General features: G+C 64.4%; 24 protein-coding genes. 5 read left to right on the top strand and 19 right to left on the bottom strand.

Features of this window, described 5'->3' with window-relative positions:
* Nucleotides 1–54: 54 nt before the first annotated feature.
* The 11 genes from V9F06_13895 to V9F06_13845 form a co-directional block, all read right to left on the bottom strand.
* Complete coding sequence (locus V9F06_13895) at nt 55–705, bottom strand: HPP family protein (GenBank protein MEI2618700.1); 651 nt, start codon at nt 703–705, stop codon at nt 55–57.
* Between the two features lie 17 nt (nt 706–722).
* A complete protein-coding gene (locus tag V9F06_13890) occupies nt 723–1016 on the bottom strand; it encodes a hypothetical protein (protein MEI2618699.1) in 294 nt (97 codons plus the stop codon).
* Entirely contained in the window at nt 1013–1552 is a 540-nt protein-coding gene (locus tag V9F06_13885) for a ubiquinol-cytochrome c reductase iron-sulfur subunit (protein MEI2618698.1), read from the bottom strand. The genes V9F06_13890 and V9F06_13885 overlap by 4 nt, the downstream gene beginning before the upstream one ends.
* On the bottom strand, nt 1549–2172 hold the full coding sequence (locus V9F06_13880) for a 4Fe-4S dicluster domain-containing protein (GenBank protein MEI2618697.1): 624 nt from the start codon (nt 2170–2172) through the stop codon (nt 1549–1551). The genes V9F06_13885 and V9F06_13880 overlap by 4 nt, the downstream gene beginning before the upstream one ends.
* Before the next feature lie 639 nt (nt 2173–2811).
* The gene (locus V9F06_13875) at nt 2812–4686 is read right to left on the bottom strand and encodes a molybdopterin oxidoreductase family protein (GenBank protein MEI2618696.1); all 1875 of its coding nucleotides are present in this window, start codon (nt 4684–4686) and stop codon (nt 2812–2814) included.
* Nucleotides 4676–5113, bottom strand: coding sequence for a molybdopterin-dependent oxidoreductase (locus V9F06_13870; GenBank protein MEI2618695.1), 438 nt, complete (start codon nt 5111–5113; stop codon nt 4676–4678). Before V9F06_13870 ends, V9F06_13875 begins: the two co-directional genes overlap by 11 nt.
* A gap of 42 nt (nt 5114–5155) precedes the next feature.
* Nucleotides 5156–6235 (bottom strand): hypothetical protein, encoded by a 1080-nt coding sequence (locus tag V9F06_13865; GenBank protein ID MEI2618694.1) that lies wholly within the window; start codon nt 6233–6235, stop codon nt 5156–5158.
* Between the two features lie 162 nt (nt 6236–6397).
* On the bottom strand, nt 6398–7111 hold the full coding sequence (locus V9F06_13860; GenBank protein MEI2618693.1) for a LiaF domain-containing protein: 714 nt from the start codon (nt 7109–7111) through the stop codon (nt 6398–6400).
* A gap of 12 nt (nt 7112–7123) precedes the next feature.
* Complete coding sequence (locus V9F06_13855) at nt 7124–7309, bottom strand: DUF5668 domain-containing protein (protein MEI2618692.1); 186 nt, start codon at nt 7307–7309, stop codon at nt 7124–7126.
* The gene (locus V9F06_13850; protein MEI2618691.1) at nt 7291–7926 is read right to left on the bottom strand and encodes a LiaF domain-containing protein; all 636 of its coding nucleotides are present in this window, start codon (nt 7924–7926) and stop codon (nt 7291–7293) included. Before V9F06_13850 ends, V9F06_13855 begins: the two co-directional genes overlap by 19 nt.
* Nucleotides 7923–8387 (bottom strand): PspC domain-containing protein, encoded by a 465-nt coding sequence (locus V9F06_13845; protein ID MEI2618690.1) that lies wholly within the window; start codon nt 8385–8387, stop codon nt 7923–7925. Before V9F06_13845 ends, V9F06_13850 begins: the two co-directional genes overlap by 4 nt.
* 170 nt (nt 8388–8557) lie before the next feature.
* Between V9F06_13845 and allE the strand changes: the two genes are divergently transcribed.
* Complete coding sequence (gene allE / locus V9F06_13840; GenBank protein ID MEI2618689.1) at nt 8558–9331, top strand: (S)-ureidoglycine aminohydrolase; 774 nt, start codon at nt 8558–8560, stop codon at nt 9329–9331.
* Nucleotides 9332–9604: 273 nt separating this feature from the next.
* Here the strand turns inward: allE and V9F06_13835 are convergent, their stop codons facing one another.
* Complete coding sequence (locus V9F06_13835; protein MEI2618688.1) at nt 9605–9856, bottom strand: hypothetical protein; 252 nt, start codon at nt 9854–9856, stop codon at nt 9605–9607.
* A 774-nt stretch (nt 9857–10630) separates the two neighbouring features.
* Here V9F06_13835 and V9F06_13830 point away from each other — a divergent pair.
* The 3 genes from V9F06_13830 to V9F06_13820 are packed head-to-tail and all read left to right on the top strand — an operon-like array spanning nt 10631 to nt 13743.
* On the top strand, nt 10631–13204 hold the full coding sequence (locus V9F06_13830; GenBank protein MEI2618687.1) for a hypothetical protein: 2574 nt from the start codon (nt 10631–10633) through the stop codon (nt 13202–13204).
* 24 nt (nt 13205–13228) lie between these two features.
* Nucleotides 13229–13486 (top strand): hypothetical protein, encoded by a 258-nt coding sequence (locus V9F06_13825; protein ID MEI2618686.1) that lies wholly within the window; start codon nt 13229–13231, stop codon nt 13484–13486.
* Nucleotides 13487–13500: 14 nt separating this feature from the next.
* Nucleotides 13501–13743: a hypothetical protein gene (locus V9F06_13820; GenBank protein ID MEI2618685.1), complete on the top strand. Its 243-nt coding sequence runs from the start codon at nt 13501–13503 to the stop codon at nt 13741–13743.
* A gap of 124 nt (nt 13744–13867) precedes the next feature.
* On the opposite strand, the gene V9F06_13815 is transcribed toward V9F06_13820, so the two are convergent.
* Both V9F06_13815 and V9F06_13810 read right to left on the bottom strand, forming a co-directional pair.
* Nucleotides 13868–14455 carry a Pvc16 family protein gene (locus V9F06_13815; protein MEI2618684.1) on the bottom strand — a complete coding sequence of 196 codons (588 nt, stop codon included), beginning with the start codon at nt 14453–14455 and terminating at the stop codon, nt 13868–13870.
* Nucleotides 14456–14546: 91 nt separating this feature from the next.
* Complete coding sequence (locus V9F06_13810; GenBank protein MEI2618683.1) at nt 14547–15227, bottom strand: GAP family protein; 681 nt, start codon at nt 15225–15227, stop codon at nt 14547–14549.
* Between the two features lie 137 nt (nt 15228–15364).
* Here V9F06_13810 and V9F06_13805 point away from each other — a divergent pair, with 137 nt between their 5' ends.
* On the top strand, nt 15365–15859 hold the full coding sequence (locus V9F06_13805; protein MEI2618682.1) for a YrdB family protein: 495 nt from the start codon (nt 15365–15367) through the stop codon (nt 15857–15859).
* 324 nt (nt 15860–16183) lie between these two features.
* Here V9F06_13805 and V9F06_13800 read toward each other — a convergent pair whose 3' ends face one another.
* From V9F06_13800 to V9F06_13780, 5 genes are all read right to left on the bottom strand, one after another.
* Nucleotides 16184–17197, bottom strand: coding sequence for an LLM class flavin-dependent oxidoreductase (locus V9F06_13800; protein ID MEI2618681.1), 1014 nt, complete (start codon nt 17195–17197; stop codon nt 16184–16186).
* Nucleotides 17198–17210: 13 nt separating this feature from the next.
* Nucleotides 17211–18137: a formyltransferase family protein gene (locus V9F06_13795; GenBank protein MEI2618680.1), complete on the bottom strand. Its 927-nt coding sequence runs from the start codon at nt 18135–18137 to the stop codon at nt 17211–17213.
* 76 nt (nt 18138–18213) lie between these two features.
* A complete protein-coding gene (locus V9F06_13790) occupies nt 18214–19152 on the bottom strand; it encodes a carbon-nitrogen hydrolase family protein (GenBank protein MEI2618679.1) in 939 nt (312 codons plus the stop codon).
* A gap of 83 nt (nt 19153–19235) precedes the next feature.
* Nucleotides 19236–19622: a cupin domain-containing protein gene (locus V9F06_13785; protein MEI2618678.1), complete on the bottom strand. Its 387-nt coding sequence runs from the start codon at nt 19620–19622 to the stop codon at nt 19236–19238.
* Between the two features lie 135 nt (nt 19623–19757).
* Nucleotides 19758–20357, bottom strand: coding sequence for a GNAT family N-acetyltransferase (locus tag V9F06_13780; GenBank protein MEI2618677.1), 600 nt, complete (start codon nt 20355–20357; stop codon nt 19758–19760).
* Between the last annotated feature and the right edge of the window lie 146 nt (nt 20358–20503).

Raw genomic sequence — 20503 nt, 5'->3', positions numbered from 1 at the left:
ATCCTGTCACTGGAGCATACCGTACCCCATCTGCCGATCTATCGCTGACCGCGCCTATCCCCCGTCCCGGCGCCCGGGCGCTGGCGGGATGTCCCAGAGCGGGTAAGGCAGGCCGGCGAGTCGGTTGATCGCAATAGCCTGGATCGTCAGCAGGACGACAGCAACCATCAGGATCGCAATCTGGTCCAGATCGCGGAGGATACCGAGCGAGATGATCAGCGTCGTCGCGCCGGCCGGTGGGTGTGGCGCTCTCGCCAGCACCATCAGCGCGCTCGTCAGCCCGAGCGAGAGCGCCGCCGCAGCGACCCGGTTACCAGTGACGCCGGTTGCCAAAGCCGGCCCCTCGTGGAGCAGGCCAAAGGCAAACAGGCTGAAATAGCCGGCCGCGGAGCCGATCAGATGTCCGATGAAGGCATTGCGCGGGCTGGCCGGCGGTGTCAACGGCGCATAGAAGAACAGGAATGCAGTCGGCCCGAGCGAGGGAAAGATGAACGGCTGGCCGCTGACCAGCGCCGCCATCGCCATGATCGCGATCGACAGGCAGCCATTGACGAAGCTGAAGATCGCCAGCATCCAGCGCGCATCGTGGCGCGTAACCATCGACGCGAAGCGGAAGCGAACGAGCAACCCATGGAGGATCGCCGCGAGATGCCCGCCGATCGGCCCATATGCGAGTCGATTATCGTCTTCCGGCGGCTCGGACATTGCCCCGGACGATCGGTTCACCGCGACCCGCGCCGGGGAGGGCGCTGTGGCCAGCCGAGCAATCGAAGCATGATCACCCCGCCGAGGAAGACGAGACCGGAGAAGATCGCCACCAGCACCGTGCCGCGGTCGTCATTCAGCTGGTACAAGTCGAAGGCCAGCGTCAGTAGCCAGAGCTGCAACGACATCAGGAGGATGCCGACGGCCAGGCCGAGCATGACAAGGCCCGTCTGGCCAACGGACGGGCGGCGCCCCTCGGAGCTGGTTGGGATTGCGAGGGGGCGGTCATCGCGATCGGTCTGATCGATCATGGCGCCACCTGCAGCGCGTAGATGACTCCGTTCTCCTGCTGGAGCGCGATCTTCGGTAGCGGTCTGGTCGGCGGGCCGGCGATCGGGTCGCCGGTCTCCGGATCAAATGACCCATTGTGACAGGGGCAGTGCAAGATCCCCCGATCGGCATTCCAGTAGACGGCGCAAGACAGATGGGTGCACTTGCCGTTGTAGGCGACAAAACGGTCGTTTGTGAGACGCAGGAGGATGCCGTGGTGGTCGTTACTTGGGTCCGGGTTGGTCGTGCCTGGATAGCTGAAGTAGTGCGCCTCGCCAACAGCGACGTCATTCGCCTTGATGATCTTCTGGAAATCGACCGTGCGTCGGTCGCGGAAGAGGCCAAGACCGGCGAGGCCGGCCGTCGCAGCGAAGAGCGCGCCGGAAGTCATCACGGCCCAACGCAGGAGCTGGCGGCGCGAGACGGCGTCGTCGGCGTCCCAGCCAAAGGGAAACGCGACGTTCCAGCGTTCGTCGCGATTGCGAGGACTGAGAAGCTCGTCGTCCGCTTGCTTCATAGCACCCATGCCTCCTCGTCGGCGCCGCCGGTCTGCACAATCCGCCCGTCGGCCTCCATCAGCAGTAGAGTGACGTCCAACCGTGGCTCATCGGCCGGCACAACGTGGTAGTTCTTGGTCCGCACCGACTGCGGCCCAAAGCTGGTCACCTCGACTGCGCGCCCCTCGCGCTGGTTGATGAACTCCTGATAGTCCCCGTACCAGATTGCCTGCGTCGGGCAGGCCTGCGCGCACCAGGGCTGTAGCCCCTGGCTGGTTCGGTCGTAGCACAGGTTGCACTTCTTCATCAGCCGAGCCTCGATGTCGAACTTCGGCACCCCGAAGGGGCAGGCATAGACGCAGTTGCGGCAGCCGATGCAACGCGACGGCTCGGCTTGCTGGACGACGCCATCCGGCGTAATCAGGATCGCCATCACCGGGCAGACCTGAGCGCACGGGGCGACCGGGTCCTCACAATGCATGCAGAGCGTCGGCTGGGTCGCGACGCTCGTGCCACGGTCGATGAAATCGACCATGATCATGCTCTCACCCTTGTGTGTGTCACATTCCCGACAGGCAGCCTCGCAGGCACGGCAGCCGATACAGCGGCTAGGGTCGAGGAAGATTGACTTGACGGCCACGGACGCTCCTTTCGGTGGCGGAGGGATGGGGGCGGCAGTCGACATTGCGCGTCCGGCCCGCGAAGAATCTCTCCTGCGTCCGTGCGCGGCAGCGCGGGGGAGATCCTTCACTGCGGTTCAGGATGACAGGCACAGAGGGATACTGCCGATCCGGCGGGTCGGCGTTGACGCACCACGCAGGATGACAGAGGAAGGAGACGCCGCCCACCGGACAGATTGCCGTTGACGCGCCACTCAATGCTCCGACCAGCGTGATGTGTCCTGTACTGTGGTGCGACAGCCACCACCGCTCGTTGTCATTCCGGGCCGCAGCGAGGAATCTCCCCTGGCTGGATACAGTCGAACGCAGGGAGATCCTTCGGCTGCGCGGGCGCCCTCTGGGCAGAGGATGACAAGGTGCGGGGAGGCTGCCAACCTGACACTTTATCCTAGTCGGAGCACTCAATGGGTTGTCAACGTCAGACTGTCCGATCGGCAGCCTGCCGTTTGTCCCGTCATCTTGAGCCGCAGCGAAAGATCTCCCACCCGTTCGATGCCAATCCAACGCAGAAGAGATTTCTCGCGTTCGCACTCGAAATGACAGGCCACCGGGGTGGCTGCCGCGCCAACATATATGCCACTTTGACGTTGACGCGCCACTCAATGGGTCTTCGCCTCCTCCGCGACGGGGGTCTTCACCTCGCCGTTAGCGTAGGGGAACATCTTCGGGGCGTTCGCCGGAGTGAAGTTCTCGATCGCGCCATTCTGGGAGATCGTCGAGACAGCCTGGACCTTCTCGACGGTCGCGGCGCAGGCTTTGTATTCCGGAATCTTCACCCCGGGATCGACGGCCGGATTGGTCAGCTGGTTGGCGGCGAGCCGATGGCCCCAGTGATAGGGGATGAAGATCGTGTCCGGTCGGATGGTCGGGACGACCAGTGCCTTGACCTCCATCTGGGCGCGCTTGGTGCGCACACGCACAATCTCGCCATCCTGAATGCCGAGCCGTTCGGCTGCATTCGGGTGAATCTCGACCCACGGCTCGGGCGCCTGGCTGGCGAGAAAGCCGATTCGACGGGTCTGATTGCCGGAGAGATAGTGATAGACCACGCGGCCAGTCGTTAGCCGGAACGGATAAGCATCGCCCGGCTCCTCGGCCGGCGGCTGATAGGGAATAGCGAACATGCGCGCCCGCCCATCGGGGTGCCCGAAGCGCTCGGTGAAGAGACGCGGGGTGCCGGGATGGTCCAGCTCCGGACATGGCCAGAAGACTCCCTGCTGATCCTCGATCTTCTCCCAGGTGATCCCGTAATAGTCGGAAATACCGCCGCGAGACGCCTCGCGCAGCTCGTTCCAGATCGCCAGGGCGCTGCGGGCCGGGAAGAGATTGCCGCGGCCAAGCCGGTCGGCCAGCTCGTTCATGATCTCCCAGTCGCGACGGGCCTCACCGGGCGGCTCCTGGGCAGCGTTGATCTTGATCACGCGGCCTTCGAGGTTCGTCGTTGTGCCCTCGTCCTCGCACCAGACGGTGCCGGGCAAGACGACATCGGCCAGCTCGGCCGTCTCCGACATGAAGAAGTCCACAACGATCAGCGGGTCGAGGTTCTCCAGCGCTCGCTGGACGACGTTGAGGTCGGGCAAGGACACCATCAGATTCGAGCAGATGACGATGCAGCTGCGGATATCACCAGAAGCCATCAGGTGGATCATCTCGGTCGCGGCTGCTCCGGGGCCGGGCAGCTCCGGCTCGGGAATCCCCCAGAAGCGGGCCATGTGCATGCGGTCCTCGGGGACGTCCATATGGCGATAGCCGGGCAGCTGGTTGGCCTTCTGGCCGACTTCGCGACCGCCCTGGCCGTTGCCCTGGCCGGTGATTGTCATTGCGCCGCCGCCCGGCTTGCCCATCTGCCCGCGCGCCAACGCGAGGTTGATACAGGCGAGGCAGTTGTCGACGCCGTGGGTGGAATGCTCGATACCGCGAGCGTGCATGACGAGCGATGGGTCCGCGCGGCCATAGAGGCGAGCGGCGGCGACGATGCGCTTGGCCGGCACGCCACAGAGCGACTCGGCATATTCGGGCGTGAACGGCTCGACCATCTCGACGACATCGTCCCAACCGTTCGTCCGCGACCGGACGTATTCCTCATCGACCAGCCCGTCGTGGATGATGACGCGCAGCATGGCGTTGAGGAGCGCGATATCGGTGCCGGGCTTGACTGGCAGCCAGAGGTCGGCGGTGCGGGCGAGCGGGGTCTCGCGGGGGTCAACCACGATCAGGCTGGCGCCGCGATCGCGCGCGCGCCAGAGCCATTGCATCATCACCGGGAAGCATTCGGCGACGTTCGAACCGACGACGAGTATCGACTTTGTCAGCGGGATGTCCGTCATCGGCAGCGGAGCGCGATCGATGCCAAATGCCTTCGAATATGCGCCCGCGGCCGACGACATACAGAGCCGGCCGTTGTAATCGATGTGGCGGGTCTGCAGCCCGAGCCGAGCGAACTTGCCGGCCAGATAGCACTTCTCATTCGTCATCGACGAGCCGGAATAGACGGCAACAGCGTCGCGGCCATGCTCGGATTGCCAGCTGCTGCCAACGGGAGACCACGTAGCCAAGCGCCTCGTCCCAGCTTGCGCGCTCCAGCTTGCCGCCCTTGCCACCACGGCGGATCATCGGGTATAGCAGCCGGTCGGGATGGTTGGCTTGCTGATAGGCAACGACGCCCTTGGGGCAGAGCGAGCCCCGATTGTGGGCGTAGTTACGCGGCTCGACGCCGACGACCTTGCCACCTTCGACCCGCAGGTTCATCCCGCACTGGACGCCACAAAAGGAGCAATGCGTCGGGACAAGCGTGTCGGGCATGTTAGTGGCGTGCTGCCACTGCTCGTCGGTGCGCCCGACCTCCTGAAAGTCATAGTTGAAATCGCGGTCGGGAACGAAGGTGTCCTTGTTGACCGACATGGCAGCCTCCTCGCCGGGGGTTCGTCTCGTGCGTCCGTGTGTCTAGAGAAACCGTCGTCCCATCATCTCGTAGTACGCCTGCCCACGCAGGATGCGCTTGCAGGTCGGACAGTAGTCCTGCAGTTGGCCCTTGTCCTCACCCAGGTCGTAGTCCTGCCCCAGGTCGGACAGCACGCCCTTCAGGTCGTTGATGAACTGCTGAGACGGCAGCGCTTCACCGCAGCGCCGGCAGGCGCCACTGCCGATCGCCCGGTTGGCGTGAGCGGGATCGGGGAGGTGGTAGTGCTCGACGTCCTGATTGACTTGCTGATAGAGGGTGACGCCGATGCTGGCGGGGCGCTGGATGATGTGGAAAAACTTGCCGAACGGCATCGACAGTAACCAGAGAACGACGACGATCTCGTGGGTGAGCGCGATAAACCAGTAGAACTTACCCTCCCACCAGGTCGACGACGCCGTCAACGCCAGGCCAGTCACCGCGATGGCAAAGAGCAGGATCAGCGGCACGAGGTCGAAGCCAAAGCGCTGCGTCGACATCAGTCCCATGTCGGTAATTCGCCGCCAGAACGCGATCGCCAACCCGATGAGGAGCAGCGCGGCGGTGAAATCGAGGACGTGGTAAATCGCGAAGCCGGAGCGCGCGGCGATCGGGAAGGTGAAGATCGGGAAGCCGAAGAACCAGGCCGTATAGTGGTCGATGCCCTTGAGGGTGAAGCGAATCCAGCCAAACGTCAGCGGGACCGTCACCATGACCGACAGGAGCACACCCCAGAAGATGCACATGTGCATCACCCACCGGGTAGTGCTGCGCCGGAGGATGAAGGTCTGGCCGAAGATGTCTGTCCACCATGCCTTCGGGATCATGAGGGCATAGCGGCGGAAGTTCGCCACCGACAGGAAGTTCGCCCACCCAGCGCGAAAGTAGCGCCAGGTCGGCGGCCGGCCGAGCCAGAGCGTGTAGCGCCAGGTCATCGCGGCAACCGCGAAGATCGTCGCGACGCAATAGCCGATCAGCGATGAGTCAAAGTCGCGCAGACCACGCGAGCCGATATAGATCAGGGCCAGTAGCGCGACAGTGGCGATCGCCGTGACGATCCACGCTCGCCTGCGGACATTCTCCATCGCTCGCCTCCCTCGATCTGGGTACCTGTCCACGATGTCAGTGCTTACGGCAAGAATCGGGCCAGCAGTAACAGATGATTGCGTCGCGGGGGAGGGCACCATGGCTGCTGCAGGCGTATCGTGCCACGATAGTAGCACAGGCAAACAGCGCCCCGATTGGCGTCAGCCGCGCTGGTTCACGTCGATATCGCCAAAGATCGTGGTGGCGCGAATGACGAGCCCGGGCTGCGTTGGGTCGGTGATCGACGCCGCATGGTTCTTGATATCACCGAGAATCGAGGTTCCATCAACGCGGACTGTCCAGCCGGCCGGGACGGTGATATCCAGGTCGCCGAAGATCATTGTGACGTTGAGCACTGCGCCATTCGGCGAGAGTTGCGCTCTGCTCAGGTCGAGATCGACATCGCCGAAGATCAACGTAGCCGAGCCACCGCGAAAGGCAGTGGCAGCGCTGACGACGTCGTTGTCGTTGAAGATCGTCGTCAGGTTGACGACGTCGTCGATGCTGGAATTGCCCGTTGTCCCCGCCGTTGGTGACGAGTGCGAGCTGCCGTCGGGGAGCGGCATATCGCGGCGCAGGATGAACGAGACGCCGATGCCGACCAGGACGAGTGCGCCGAAGATACTCCAGAGGTTGAAGGAGAACAGATCGAGACTCTGGACGAGCAGCACAACGCCGACACCGGTAACAATCCAGCCACCCAGGTTCGCTCTGCCGCCACTGCTCAATATCGACAGACCAACGGCAACGACGAAGAGCGGCCAGAGACTCCAGACGTTGAAGCTTCCAACCATCCCCGCGCGTTCGAGAATCAGAAGCACGCCGAGCAGCACCAATACGATCCCGATGAGAAGCCGGCCGTGATTCAGTCTCACTCTCGGTTCTCCTTATTGCTTACCCGGGCTACGACTACCCAGCAATATCGCCACCCCGACACCGATGACCAGCAGCGGGAGGATATAGTAACCGTCCACCTTGATGAGATCGTACTCGTTCAACAGGAAGAGCACGCCGATCACGACGAACAGCAGTCCGAGAACGACAGCGGTTATGTTCAGTGACTTATCGCCCATCGCGCACCTCGATATCGCCGACCCCGATCGAGAAGCTGCAGCCGCACGACATGGCCACTCGAACCCTCACGGCGCTCGACGCCACTGCGGCCCGCGCCGGATTGCTGGAACGAATCGAAGATTGTAATGTCGCCCGCGCCGACCTGCCAGTCAACGATCGTGCCAACGCCGGCCGGCAGGATCACCTCTAGCTGACCCATCCCGACGCTGGCGACGACGAGCGTCTCACCCGGCGGGAAGCTGATCGCCGACAGGTCCAGCGTCATATCTCCGACGCCCAGCTCGTAGGGTGAGCTGATGTCAGCCAGCGTCGCCGGCCGATAATCGCGTTCGCCGATCGAGCCACTTAGCGGCACGTTGGTGACCGAGACGGCCGCGAGCGCCAGCGTCAGAACAATGCCCAGCGAAACCAGTCCACCGTGCAACCCTCGCCGGGCGTCGAGCAGCACCGCGAGCCCGGTGGCAATCAGCGCGCCGGGCAGGGCGGCTCGCCAGGGGTTTGCAGTTATTCCGGCCACCTGAAGCAGCCAGAGGACGCCTCCAACGACGAGCAGCCCACCGAGGAGAACCATTCCGGCCGAGACCTCGCGCCGAGGCGGCGGCGCGCTACCACTCATCCTCGCACCGCCTTCAGCAGAATGCCAATGCCGATGATGACGAGGATGATTGCCCAGATAACCCCCTCGTCCAGCCAGGGGATGATCTCGCGCAGGAGCAAGACCGCGCCAACGACGACCATTGCGACACCGGCCAGCACCCGTAGCGTCTGGCCCGATGCGGCCGACGCCGCAGGCAACACCACGCCCTCGGGAGCAACGGGGATGACGATCCAGGCAACGATGTAGAGCAGGAAGCCAACCCCGCTGAACAGCAGCGCGACCCAGATGAGCCGCGACAGCACGGGATCGATCCCGAGATAACTGGCCATTCCGCCGGCGACTCCGCCGAGCATCTTGTCATCGCGGCTGCGGTAGAGACGGCGCACATCTGGCTGTGGGGGATCGACGGGGAGCGAACCAGAGTCCTGCGCGCCGGGTGATTCATCGTGCACGACGCCCTCCTCTTGCTTCTCGATCATGGATCATACTCTTGTATAGATAAGGATGACGTGAATAATCCGCTCGCGCGCGCGACAATCTCGTGACAGGGCGGCCGGCCCGACTTGACAGCCCCGCAGTCGCGGCACTAGGGTGCCCTGACCAGTTCATGATGATTGTTCCGGCGCTACGCATGTGAGGAGCAGACACGATGGAAAGACCCGACCGGATGATCCTGCCGCCAAACATCTTCGCCCACAACCGGGGCGTCGTGACCGCGCAATATGCCGTCATGCCGCCAGATGGGATCCTTGCCAGCCGCTTGCCCGGCTTCGTTGACACGACCGTCCGCATTCAGACCGCCCCACCGATGGGCGCGCGGTTTGCCCAGATATTGCTCGAGCTTGCGCCAGACGGCGGAACGACTGCCACCCGCGATGATGGGCTTCAGCATCTGTTCTATCTGCTGAGCGGCGCGGTCGAGATCGAGATCGACGGCGAGGCGCACCGACTGTCGCCACATGGCTACGCCTACGTCCCGGCCGGCACAAGCTACGCTCTCCAGGCGAGCGAGGAAAGCCGGCTGATCTGGATCAAGAAGCCCTACGAGGCGATCGACCTGCCCGTGCCAGCGCCGATTGTCGGTCATCGCGACAAGATAGAGCGACAACGCCCACACACAGAGGGGCGATACTGGCAATACCTCCTGCCGGCCGACGACCTGGCGTTCGATATGAACGTCAACATTCTCGGCTTCCTGCCAGGCAACTACTTCCCGTATGTCGAGACACACATCATGGAGCACGGGCTCTACATGCTGGAGGGCCAGGGACTCTACCTGCTGGGCGGGGACTGGCACGAGGTTCAGCCCGACGACTTCATCTGGATGGGGCCCTACTGCCCGCAGCACTTCTACTGCACCGGCTGGAGCGAGGCCGCCTACCTGCTCTATAAGGATGTCAACCGCGACGTGCGATTCGAGTAGCGAAGCGACATTCGACCACCGGACGATCCGTGATTGCGCCGCCGCGCGGCGAACCGGGCACGCTCCACGAGTGGTTCGCCAAACCCGGGTGAGGGCAGCAGGGTCACCTCACAGCCTGTCTGCCGCGGCGTCGAGATTACGCAACTCCAGGCTGCGGTCACGGTAGTGACGCGCTCTGGCCAGCGACGCGCCCGAGATATCGTCGATCCTGTTCGATGGCTCCTTCCGGAGCGTAGACGATGCTTTGGTCGCGCCGGTCACGCGTCGTAGCGCTTACTCACGCGAGCTTCTGGGGGACGGAGCCAGCAGTCCGGCCATCGCGCCGACCGCGGCCGACCCGAGCGCCGTCAGAACCTGGAGGGCGCCGTCGCTCGACGCAGCGGCGCCGATGAGCAGCACCAGGATGGTTCCAATCACAGCCGCGACCGCGACAATCCCGAGCGCAACAACGACGATGCGGTAGATGAACCGGTCCCCCTTGAGTGCGTCAACCTCAGCGGCCGCGTCTTCCAGCTTCTTGGCCACTTCGGCCCCCTGGATGCGCCCTTCCTCCACATCGCGAGCGATACTTCTCAGCCCTCTTGCCGACACATCGACCCCCTTTCACCCGTGGCAGTACACAATAGCGACGAGGCGAGACGAATTGGCGTGCTGGCAATACGTCTGCCGAAGACGTCGGGCAACTACCGATGACCCATGCACAGAACGTAGGGTGAAATACCCCCTCCGTCAATGGCCCCAACGGAGCTGCCATGCCCGGCCACCCGGTCGAGCGCATGACGCGTGCGACCCCTCTGACGAATTGACCATAGTATCGCACTGCGATAGGTTTTGCTTACGCAATTAGAGGTATTGTATGCATCTCCTGCTGCAATCGTCTATTTCCTTTTGGCGAATCCGTGCTATTGTAGATGTCTGACGTGTCAGGCGCTCCGGATCGCCTGAATCTGCGCGCAGGCGATGGATCCTGCCAGGCGACAGACCCTGGTTCGATAATCCCCGCGCCGTACCCAGCAGTGCGGTCTATCAAGTCGCCGCCGTTACTCTTCGTCGTGGATGTCGATCGTGAGAGGAGGCAGCCGAATCCCCAGCAAGCAGAATGTCAGGGAGGTATCAGGATGACCCGGCGACCGGACGAACCAAACGAAGAAAGGCCGAGCGACAAGCCAATCGACAAGCCGTTAGAACGCTTGCGACAATTTGAGGACGCACGCCGACCACAAACTCCGCCGCCAGCCTGTGATGACGAGATCGAACAGGACGACAGCGGACTCCCTTGCAACTCGAAGGAGTGCGCCGATGAGAATCCCTCGCCTCGACACTGCCGGACCACCTCGCGCGGAACAGACGACCGAGACCGAGGAGTCCAACGGAAAAGTCCTTGACCGCCTCCTGCTCTTCAGCGACCAGCGCGGATTTGCAGTCAACGCGCCGATCATTGAAGCTCCACCGCGCACGCGCGCAGCCCCTCCAACGGAACCTGATGGCGAGACTAGCCCCCCGGTCACGAAATCTCGCGCGGAGATGACCGAGGAGGACGCGGGATCATTCGATGCCGCGGCAGTCGCTCAGATGTACATCGAGGCAGCCCAGATACTCGAGACGACCGAGACCCAGCCTCGTGGGGCGCCGGACGCCGCTCTACCGCCTGCGGCCACGCTGATCCGTCCTCCGGTGTGGCGTCTGATCGGTCCGCTACGCATCCCGAACGGCCAGACCTACGGCGCCAGTCGCATCGATGTCGCCGGGCGGGTATCGGCCGTCGCCGTCGATCCGTCGAACGGCAACCACATCCTTTGTGGCTCGGCCGGCGGCGGCATCTGGGAAACGCGGGACGGCGGGCAAACCTGGACGCCGCGAGCCGACCGCATGCCAACACTCACGACCGGCGCGATCGGTTTCGACCCCCATTCGCCGAACGTCGTCTACGCTGGCACAGGAGAAGGGGATTTCTACGCCGGCCTCGGCGCAGGAGTGCTGCGCTCGACGGATGGCGGCGCCACCTGGGCTGTCCAGGCTGCCGCGCCGTTCGTTGGCTCGGGTTTCCACGATCTGATCGTCGATCCCGCCGACAGCAACCACCTCCTCGCAGCCACGACCAGCGGCCTCTTCACATCGTCAGACGGCGGCGCCAGCTGGACCCAGCGTCGCACTGCCCGTGTCTGGTCGATCTCAATGCACCCGGCCGGCGGTGCGTCTGCCGAGGTGCTCGCGGCCTGCTCGGACGGGCTGTATCGCTCCGCCGATAGCGGACAGTCCTGGGCGATCGTCAATCTGCCGAACGTGCCGGCCAGTTGGAACCGACTCGCAGTCGACCATGCGCGGTCGAATCCAGCCGTGGCGTACGCGTTTGGCGCGGCAGGAAACGCGGCTTACCTGTATCGTCGCGGTCCTCGCGGCGTCTGGCAGCGTATCTCGACACCCGGCGACCTCAGCACCGGTCAGGCATGGTACGACTGGTATGTCGCCGCCGCGCCAGATGTGGATACACAGGTGTATCTCGGAGCGATCGAGGTCCATCGTGGAGACTTGTCCGGCAGCAATTGGGCCTGGACGACAATCTCGGCGAAGCAGTCCGGTGACAGCATCCATCCCGACCAGCACGCGATCACGTTCCATCCAACCGATCCGAACACGATCTTCGCTGGTAATGACGGCGGGCTGTACCGCTCGCCAAACCGCGGGGTGAACTGGCAGTCACTCAACGCGGGCCTGGCCATCGCCGAGATCGAGTACATGGCCCAGGACCCCGGTTCTGCGCGTTGGCTCATGGGCGGCACGCAGGACAACGGCACCATCAGCTACCCCGGCGGCGCCACCTGGGACCACATCGCCGACGGTGACGGCGGGGATTGTGCTGTCAACTCGATCGACCCGAACATGATCTTCCACTCGTACTTCTACATGGGCCTCGACCGATCTACCGACCGTGGCCAGACCTGGAAGTGGATCCCGACGGCCTCACGCGATCCCAACGTCTATCGGCAGCTCTTCTACCCGCCCGTCGACGGGCGCGGCGATACCATCGCACAGGCCGGCGAGTCCGTCTTTGTCTCGCGCGATAACGGGGATCACTGGGCGCAATTCGCGCTCCCGAATCGGATCGTCGCCAGCGCGATGTACGTGCCGACGCCGGATCTCGTCTACATCGGAACCTACAATGGACGCATCTTCCGAATCAGCTGGAACGGCTCGGCATGGAATGGCCCGACCGAGCTGACAAGTCCACGCGCCAACGCCTGGGTCAGCGACCTGTATGTCGATGCCACCAACACCAACCGGATCTGGGCGACACACACAACGATCGGCGGCGGGCGCGTCTTCCAGTCGACGGATGGCGGTAGCTCCTGGACCGATCGCTCAGCCGGGCTGCCGAGCCTGCCGATGAACGCCGTCGAGGTCGACCCCGGCAACCCGAATCGTGTCTGGGTCGCGGCCGATGTCGGCGTCTACCAGTCATTCAACGGCGGCGCGAGCTGGTCGTCATTCTCCAATGGGCTGCCGAACATGCTGGTCGTCGACCTGATTTACCACCGGCACGCACGGCTGCTCCGGGCGGGAACACGCAACCGCAGCGTCTGGGAGATCGCGGTAGATGGCGAGCTCCAGCAGCCGGTCTGCGGTGTCCAGTGGACCGGCACGCTCAACGCGCAACAGACCCAGCGCTGGTTCACCTTCAACTGGCCGGCCACCTGGCACATCGTCTGGACGGTCATGTCGACGACCGCGCAAAGCGGCGCGCCGCAGGTGAGATGGAACGTGCAGGTGGAGCGCGCAAACGCCGAGTTCATCACCTACTGGATCAGCGTCACCAATCTCACAGCCAGTCCGGTGACATTCGAGGGTCGCTACTGCATCCTCAGCTACTACTAGCGACGCGCGAGCAGGAGGGTTGACATGCATACAGGAATGCAATTCACAGGATCACTCGCAGCCAACCAGACCCAACGCTGGTTCACTTTCAACTGGCCGGCCACCTGGCACGTCGTCTGGTACATGGCGCCTACGTCACCACGGACTGGCGCGCCACAGATCGACTGGGATGTCGCGGTCGAACGGGCCTCCGCCGCCAACTGTACGTACTGGATCACGGTCAAGAACCTCACGAACCAGAATGTCACCTTCGAAGGCCGCTACGCGGTCATGAACGCGTGATCGGAGGACAAGCCATGCGGATCGTCATCGAGATCGACGAGCCTCGGACACCAGCCCCGGCCGAGATCAGCGTGACGCGGACTGGCCCGGCAGCTTCTGCCACAACTGAAGCGCCGGTGGAGCTCGGCGCGATCAGCGCCGGGCCGGCGGCCCCGCTTGCCGGGGGCGGCGGAGAGACGGCGCCAGAGATGTCAACAGACGAGGTGGCCGGCGCGCTCTCGGCCGGCGCCGCGCCCGTCCCAACCGACGCCGGCTGACACTACGCAGTGATGTGCGGGGGCACTGGCGGAAACCGGAGCCAGTGTCCCCTGTGGGATTCCCTACGCTTCTGATGTCGGGTAGGCAGAGGGCGACGCTGCCCCGCCACTGCGCGCTCGCTGGCTACGTTGGCTCGGGCGCATCAGCCGTGCTGGCGAGGACGACCGACGCTCGACAGGCAACCGACAACCGGTAGGCGGAGCGGAAGAACGACGACCACAGCATGGCCATGTCGGCGGGGCCGAGCGTGAGTTGCCTCAATCGCACCAGTTCGGGCTGATCCACGAAGCCAGCCTTCGCGAGCGGGAATGCCGGATCGGCGGCTACCCCGGCCGCAACCATCCGTCGAATATCGTCACGCCCGAGGACAGGGCGAGCGTGCAATTCCCGGAGGACGCTGCCGAGCATGCGCTGCGGCTCGAACGCGCGTTCATCGCCATAGAAGGTCAGCAGATAGTCGAGATCGAGCGCAACAAAGGCCAAATCGGGCTGGATGCTGTTGCGCGCAACGGCGCTCGGCTGAACGCTATAGAGGAAGACGCGCGCCTCCGGGTCAACCGGCACGGCATCCTCGCCCGGTGGCCAGTCGGGCCAGACCGTCGCGCCAGCAACAGCCGTCTGGACTGGCCCGCGCAACAGATCGACGAGTGTGGCCGTTACCGTCGCAATTGCGAGATGGTCGATCATCATCGTCTCCTGCTCGTCGACCATCGTCCGGTGTCGACGCTCACCACGATGATATCCGGCCTGCCCTGCTGGCAATACGTGGATAGCCAGGCCTGCGGCAAGCCGGGCGCGCTGTTCAGCTGACCAGCGCGGTAACCCCGTTGCCGACCAGGTGCGCGCCGAACACCAGCAGAAGGATCGCCATCACAACGGCGTTGTTCCTGACGAGCCAGTCGTGCCACGTCGCCAGCACGGCGCTGGACCGATCCGGCGAGGCCAGACGCCAGGTGACCGGCACGATCACCGTTATGCTGCCGAGGATGATGAAGATGGCGAGCGCGACAAGCTCGACGGCGGTCGACGCGCCGGCCTGGGCGATCGAAACGCTGGCGCCGATGGTGAACACCACGATCTTCGGGTTCACACCAGAGAGCGCAGCGCCCATTCCGGCAGCCCGGATTGGCGAGGCGCTGCTGATCCCGGCCATCCATCCAGGCAGCGCTTTCTCCTCCGTCTTCGATCTGTAACTGCGCCACTGCTTCACCGCGAGGAGCAGGAGCAATGCACCAAGGGCCAGTTGGAGCAGCGCGCCGATTGTCGATGGACCGCTGGCCTTGCGGCCGACCCCGATCGAGTCGGATAGCGCCAGCGCCAGACCGCCGATGACGATCATTCCGACGAGCCAACCAATGAGGAACGTCGGGCCGGCCGTCTTTGCCCGTGGGGAGAGCAATATTAGAATAACGGCGATGATCTGGATCGGGCTGACTGCGACGGCCACTGCCATCGGCAACATGCTGGCAATTGCTACTCCCACGACATGCTCCGCCTTCCCACGCCCGGCCGGCGATTCGCGAAGACACGCACCCGCTTGCAGCGAGACGCCATCGTCGCCACGTGGCCTGGCTCATCGACCGTCCAGAGTGTGATGGTTCAGGGTTACTTCGATCGTGAATGATACATCGCACAGCGCCGGCTGGAAGTCGCAACTACCCGGCGTATTCTGCCTCTGGCTATCTCGCCTGCTGTGCCGCGCAAGATGCCTCTCACTCCGGCGATACTACCGCCCATTCCACCGGCGCGGATTCATTGATTGCAGTCGGAGACAACATGGGGATTCTGAAGAGCTCGAACCTCGCGATCCGTTTCCTGCTGGAGCTGTGCGTGCTGGCGCTGGTCGGGTATTGGGGCTACCGGGCAGGGAACAGCCAGACCACGCGAATCGGCCTGGCTATGCTGACGACCATAGTGGTCGCGGCGATCTGGACGCTGTTCGGCGCGCCGAAGGCGTCGTTCGCGCTGTCCGGGCCGGCCCATCTGCTGGTGGAGATCGCCGTCTTCGGCAGCGGAGTGGCGGCGCTACTGGCAACCGGTCACCCTGGTGCAGCAATCGCATTGACTGCCATCATCATTGTCAATCGCGCGCTCATGCATGTCTGGAGACAATGATCTGTCGCAGAAGCGGGAGACGACACGCTGAATGCGCTCATCTCCCACTCTCAATGGGTTGTCAACGTCAAAGTGGCGAACCGGCTATGACGGAAACTGACCCGTTCCTTCGTCATCCTGAGTGGGCTGTCAACGTCAGACTGTCCGATCGGCAGCCACCTGTTTGTCTTGTCATCCTGAACCGCAGTGAAGGATCTCCCCCCGCGCGATACAGTCCAACGCATGAGAGATCTTTCGCGTGCGCGCTCAAGCTGACAAAGAAACGGGGGTGGCTGTCGCGCCAACGTATATGCCATTTTGACGTTGACAGCCGATTCAATCTCCTCAGCCCTCGCCAAGCCCGAACGCCTCGGCGATCAGCTCGTAGGAGCGGACGCGGGCGGCGTGGGAGTGGACGCTGGTGGTGATCATCACTTCGTCGGCGCCGGTCTCCTCAGCCAGGGCGAGGATCTTCGCCTTCACTGTCGCGGGCGAGCCGATCGTGAAGCGATCGCGGTTCGCCTTGATGCGCTCGCGCTCCTCCGCCGTCGGCTGCCACGCCGCGACATCCTCCGGACTGGGCAGCGGCCCGCGCTCGTTGCGCTGAATGCGCAGGAACGACAGGTCCATCGAAACGGCCAGCTCGTCCGCCTCCTCGTCCGTCTCCGCGCAGAGGACGGAAGTCCCCAGGATCGCGTATGGGGCCTTGAACCGTTCCGAGGGCTGGAAGTTCGCCCGGTAGGTTCGCATTACTTCGGCGGCATCGCGGTTGTTGATGTGATGGGCAAAGGCGAAGCCAACGCCGATCACGGCGGCGTAGTGGCCACTGTATCCGCTGGAGCCGAGCAGGTAGATCGGCGGCAGGGCAATATCGGCCGGCATCGCGATGATCGATCGAAACGGATGATTCTCGGGGAATGCGCCGGTGTCAAAGGCCAGGAGCTCGGCAAGCTGGGCAGGGAAGTCATCGGACACCACCGCCTCGCGCGAGCGGCGCAGCGCCAGCGCCGTCATCTGGTCAGTGCCGGGCGCGCGGCCGATTCCGAGATCCACCCGGCCGGGGAAGAGCCCCTCCAGCACTCGGAACCACTCGGCCACCTTCAGCGGCGAGTGGTTCGGCAGCATAACGCCGCCGGAGCCGATGCGGATGCGCGAGGTCTCGCGGCCGATCTGGCCGATCATGATCTCCGGCGCGGATGAAGCGACACTCGGCAGGTTGTGATGTTCTGCGAGCCAGACGCGGTGGTAGCCCAGCCGCTCGGCATGACGGGCGAGGTCGATTGTGTTCGCCAACGCCTGAGCGCCAGTCACGCCAGATGGCACCGGGGTCAGGTCCAGGACGGATAACGACAGGCTCACGGAATCTACTCCCTCATTCAGCCGGGGCCGCCACCGGCGCGTGCTCCAGCACCAATAGCGCCCCGTCACCACACTGCACCGTCAGCATATCGCCGTCGCGCGCGAGCAGCGTGCCGGCGGAAGCGGCGGGGTCGCCGGGGACAGTGCGCGTCCGCATCAGACGGACAGGCAGGCCATCGCCGACGCCAATCGCGCCGGGATTGCCTCCCCGACCGAGCGCCATCCAGGCGCGACACTGGTTGTGGACCTCACCGGCCGGCCGCGTCCAGTCGATCAGGCGGTACTCCTCGTCGAAGTCGCCGGCATAGAACGCCTGCGTCTCGTCTTGCAACGCACCCGAGTCGCCGGCCGCGACCTTCGCCAACGCTCCTGCCATCAGCCCCGGCAGTTGCGCGAACAGCGTCGGAAGCAGCTCATCGAAGTATCCATCGCCGGTCGGCACGCGAAGCTGGCCCAGGATCGGCCCGGTGTCGAGACCGGATTCGAGCCAGTGGACGGTAAACCCAACCTCCGGATCGCCCAGTCGATACGCCCAGCCGAAGCTGTTCGGGCCGCGCCGCTCCGGCAGCAGGCCGCCGTGCAGGTTGATCGCCCCCAGCCGGGGCAGCGCGATCACGTCGTCGGGGATGACCCACGGGAACGACGCGGAGACGATCAGATCCGGCCGCAGTGGCGCGAGCATCGCCGCCCAATGCGCCGGACGATTCGAGACGAGCACGTCCGTCCCGCGTGGCGCGGCCGCGACGATGTCCAGATGCGTGCCCCGCCCGCGCCCCCTCGGCCCCGGCGAGGTGACGATGCCGACCAGCTTGTGGCCCATTGCCTCCAGCAGCTGCCGGGCCATGATGACCGCCTCGCCGGCGAAGTCGGTAAACAGCACGACGCGCCAGGGCGGAGGGATGGCGGGCGGGGAATGAGGGACGAGGGGTAGATCGTTCACCATCATCGTCTCCTGCATCGAGCCAACCGCCAAGTGGTCATCGTAGCACCAACTCGCTCCCCCACGCTCCTCGCCGCTACCAGCGCGCCGTCTCGTCGACAGTAAGGGTGAAGACGTCCGGCCGGGCATAGTGACCGACGGGATCGAAGTCGAAGCGCGAGGCCGCCAGGTCGTCGTGGTCGAGGTCGGCGTAGAGGATGCCCTCACCGTCGTAGAGCGGGCCGGCCAGGTAATCGCCGAGTGGCGAGATGATCGCGCTGCCGCCGCGGCAGAGCACCTCCGGCTGCTGTTCGAGGTCGCTCAGCGCCTCCGGTCCAAGGTCGGTCGGGTACATGCTCTTCGTCGTGTACTGGTTGCAGGCCAGCACGAAGCAGCGCCCCTCCAGCGCGACGTGACGCATCGTCGCCTGCCAGCGCTCACGAGCGTCAGCGGTTGGCGCGAGGTAGAGCTCAATGCCCTTCTGGTAGAGCGCGGCCCGCGCCAGCGGCATGTAGTTCTCCCAGCAGATCAGCCCGCCGATCCGCCCGATCTCGGTCTCCAGCACCGGCATCGTGCTGCCGTCTCCCTCGCCCCAGATCAGCCGCTCAGAGGCCGTCGGCTTCAGCTTGCGGTGCTTGCCGAGAATCGCGCCGTCCGGTCCGAAGTAGAGCAGCGTGCAGTAGAGCGTCCCGCCGGCCGGCTCGCGCTCGATCACGCCGATCGCCAGCCAGACGCCCGCCTCGCGGGCTGCCTGCCCTAGCCGATCGGTTGCCGGAGATGGGATCACGACGGCGTTGTTGAGATAGCGGGCGTAGATCCTGCGCCCCTCATCGCTGCGGTTGCCGACGATGGAGCCGAAGCTGAGGCCGCGGGGATAAGCCGGCACGAGCGCCTCGGGAAAGACGACCAGCCGCGCGCCGCCGGCCGCCGCCTCGGCGATCAGTCCGACTGCCTTCTCGACCGTCGCCTCGCGGTCGAACATCACCGACGCTGCCTGGACTACGGCGACGCGCACCTTACGGGCTGATGCGGTCATTTCCATGCTCCAATCGCTACCTGCCCCATCATGCGTTGATGGGGCAGGATACAGCGAATCAGCGCCGGCCGTGTCAGCGAGGCCTAGTGGTGATGCGTCTTCGCGTATTCGTCGGCCTCGGCCTTCGTGCGGTGAACCGTGCCGTCCGGGTGTTCCGGCGGGGTGTAAATCGTGTAGACGCGAAGTGGCTCACTGGCCGAGGTATTGGAGATGTTGTGCTCGACCCCGGCCGGGATAACGACGATCGAGCCGTCGCGCAACGGGTGGCGCTCGCCGTCCAGCAACGCCTCGCCCTCGCCTGCCTCGACGCGGAAGAACTGATCGCCGTCGTCGTGCGTCTCTTGCCCGATATCCTCGCCCGGCTGCAGCGTCATCACGACGAGCTGCAGGTGTGGCGCGGTGAACAGCACCTCACGGAAATACGGATTCTCCAGGGTCTTCCGCTCAATATCGATCACATATCCAGCCATCTTTCACCTTCCTGTCTCATCCGACACTGGCATACGACCGCCGGCGACGTCGCGCAGCGTCGGCTCTCAAGAACAGGCTAGGTCAGGAGGCATTACGGGCGCGTTATTAAGTCGGGAGTATTCGTTGCAGGATCGTCACAAGGGCAGTGGCTGCTGGCGCTCCCAGTCTGCCCGATCCAGCGCGTACTCGACATCGTCGCCGGGGAAGGCGGCTGCCGACATCACTGGATCGTAGATGCCGTCCTCGGAAAGCTCCTCGGGACTCATGCGGAATGTCCGGACGTGGGTCATGCCCAGCTTCTCCATCACCCGCCGCGAGCCAATATTGTCCTGGTAGGTCGAAGCAACGACTCGCTGGATGCCCAGTTCCCGAAAGCCTTTGTCGATCAGCGCCTGCGAGCCCTCGGTCGCATACCCCTTGCCCCAGGCAGCGCGGCGCAACCGATAGCCCAGCTCGACCTCGCCGGCCTCGTCGGTCGGCCGGAAGTGAAACCAGCCGAGGAACGCGCCGCTCTCTTTCTCGATCGCGGCCCAGAAGCCGAGGTCGTTGCCGCGCTCGTAGTGACGCAGCCAGGCCGGCATGATGTCGCGCTCGATTGCCTCGCGCGGCGTCGGCTGCCCGCCGCTCAGGTAGCGCATGACCTCGGGGTCGGCGTCGAGCTCAACGAGCAGTTCGACGTCCTCCGGCGTGAATCGGCGCAGGATCAACCGTTCGGTCTCAAGGTAAACGTGCATAGCGAACTACTCCTTCAGGACGAAAGCACGATCACTTGCCAGATTGTAGGAACAACGGATCGCGTCGTCATCGAGAAGTCAATAGCTGGCGCATTCGGTATCGAGCCGGCGGCCAGTCACACTCCAGCCACTGGTTGGCAGATGCG

Source organism: Thermomicrobiales bacterium, assembly GCA_037045155.1.
GTDB lineage: Bacteria > Chloroflexota > Chloroflexia > Thermomicrobiales > CFX8 > JAMLIA01.
The sequence above is the reverse complement of the archived record's forward strand: the minus strand, read 5'-3'. Positions and strand labels throughout refer to the sequence as shown.

Excerpts from the sequence above, each read along its gene's own strand:
- V9F06_13855 (MEI2618692.1), bottom strand. The coding sequence starts at position 7,309 with ATGGGCGATAAGTCACTGAACATAACCGCTGTCGTTCTCGGACTGCTG.
- V9F06_13805 (MEI2618682.1), top strand. The coding sequence starts at position 15,365 with ATGATACATCGCACAGCGCCGGCTGGAAGTCGCAACTACCCGGCGTAT.
- V9F06_13885 (MEI2618698.1), bottom strand. The coding sequence starts at position 1,552 with ATGAAGCAAGCGGACGACGAGCTTCTCAGTCCTCGCAATCGCGACGAA.
- V9F06_13875 (MEI2618696.1), bottom strand. The coding sequence starts at position 4,686 with ATGACGAATGAGAAGTGCTATCTGGCCGGCAAGTTCGCTCGGCTCGGG.
- V9F06_13830 (MEI2618687.1), top strand. The coding sequence starts at position 10,631 with ATGAGAATCCCTCGCCTCGACACTGCCGGACCACCTCGCGCGGAACAG.
- V9F06_13865 (MEI2618694.1), bottom strand. The coding sequence starts at position 6,235 with ATGGAGAATGTCCGCAGGCGAGCGTGGATCGTCACGGCGATCGCCACT.
- V9F06_13890 (MEI2618699.1), bottom strand. The coding sequence starts at position 1,016 with ATGATCGATCAGACCGATCGCGATGACCGCCCCCTCGCAATCCCAACC.
- V9F06_13820 (MEI2618685.1), top strand. The coding sequence starts at position 13,501 with ATGCGGATCGTCATCGAGATCGACGAGCCTCGGACACCAGCCCCGGCC.
- V9F06_13790 (MEI2618679.1), bottom strand. The coding sequence starts at position 19,152 with ATGACCGCATCAGCCCGTAAGGTGCGCGTCGCCGTAGTCCAGGCAGCG.
- V9F06_13850 (MEI2618691.1), bottom strand. The coding sequence starts at position 7,926 with ATGAGTGGTAGCGCGCCGCCGCCTCGGCGCGAGGTCTCGGCCGGAATG.
- V9F06_13895 (MEI2618700.1), bottom strand. The coding sequence starts at position 705 with ATGTCCGAGCCGCCGGAAGACGATAATCGACTCGCATATGGGCCGATC.
- V9F06_13815 (MEI2618684.1), bottom strand. The coding sequence starts at position 14,455 with ATGGTCGACGAGCAGGAGACGATGATGATCGACCATCTCGCAATTGCG.
- allE (MEI2618689.1), top strand. The coding sequence starts at position 8,558 with ATGGAAAGACCCGACCGGATGATCCTGCCGCCAAACATCTTCGCCCAC.
- V9F06_13870 (MEI2618695.1), bottom strand. The coding sequence starts at position 5,113 with ATGTCGGTCAACAAGGACACCTTCGTTCCCGACCGCGATTTCAACTAT.
- V9F06_13845 (MEI2618690.1), bottom strand. The coding sequence starts at position 8,387 with ATGATCGAGAAGCAAGAGGAGGGCGTCGTGCACGATGAATCACCCGGC.
- V9F06_13785 (MEI2618678.1), bottom strand. The coding sequence starts at position 19,622 with ATGGCTGGATATGTGATCGATATTGAGCGGAAGACCCTGGAGAATCCG.
- V9F06_13825 (MEI2618686.1), top strand. The coding sequence starts at position 13,229 with ATGCATACAGGAATGCAATTCACAGGATCACTCGCAGCCAACCAGACC.
- V9F06_13780 (MEI2618677.1), bottom strand. The coding sequence starts at position 20,357 with ATGCACGTTTACCTTGAGACCGAACGGTTGATCCTGCGCCGATTCACG.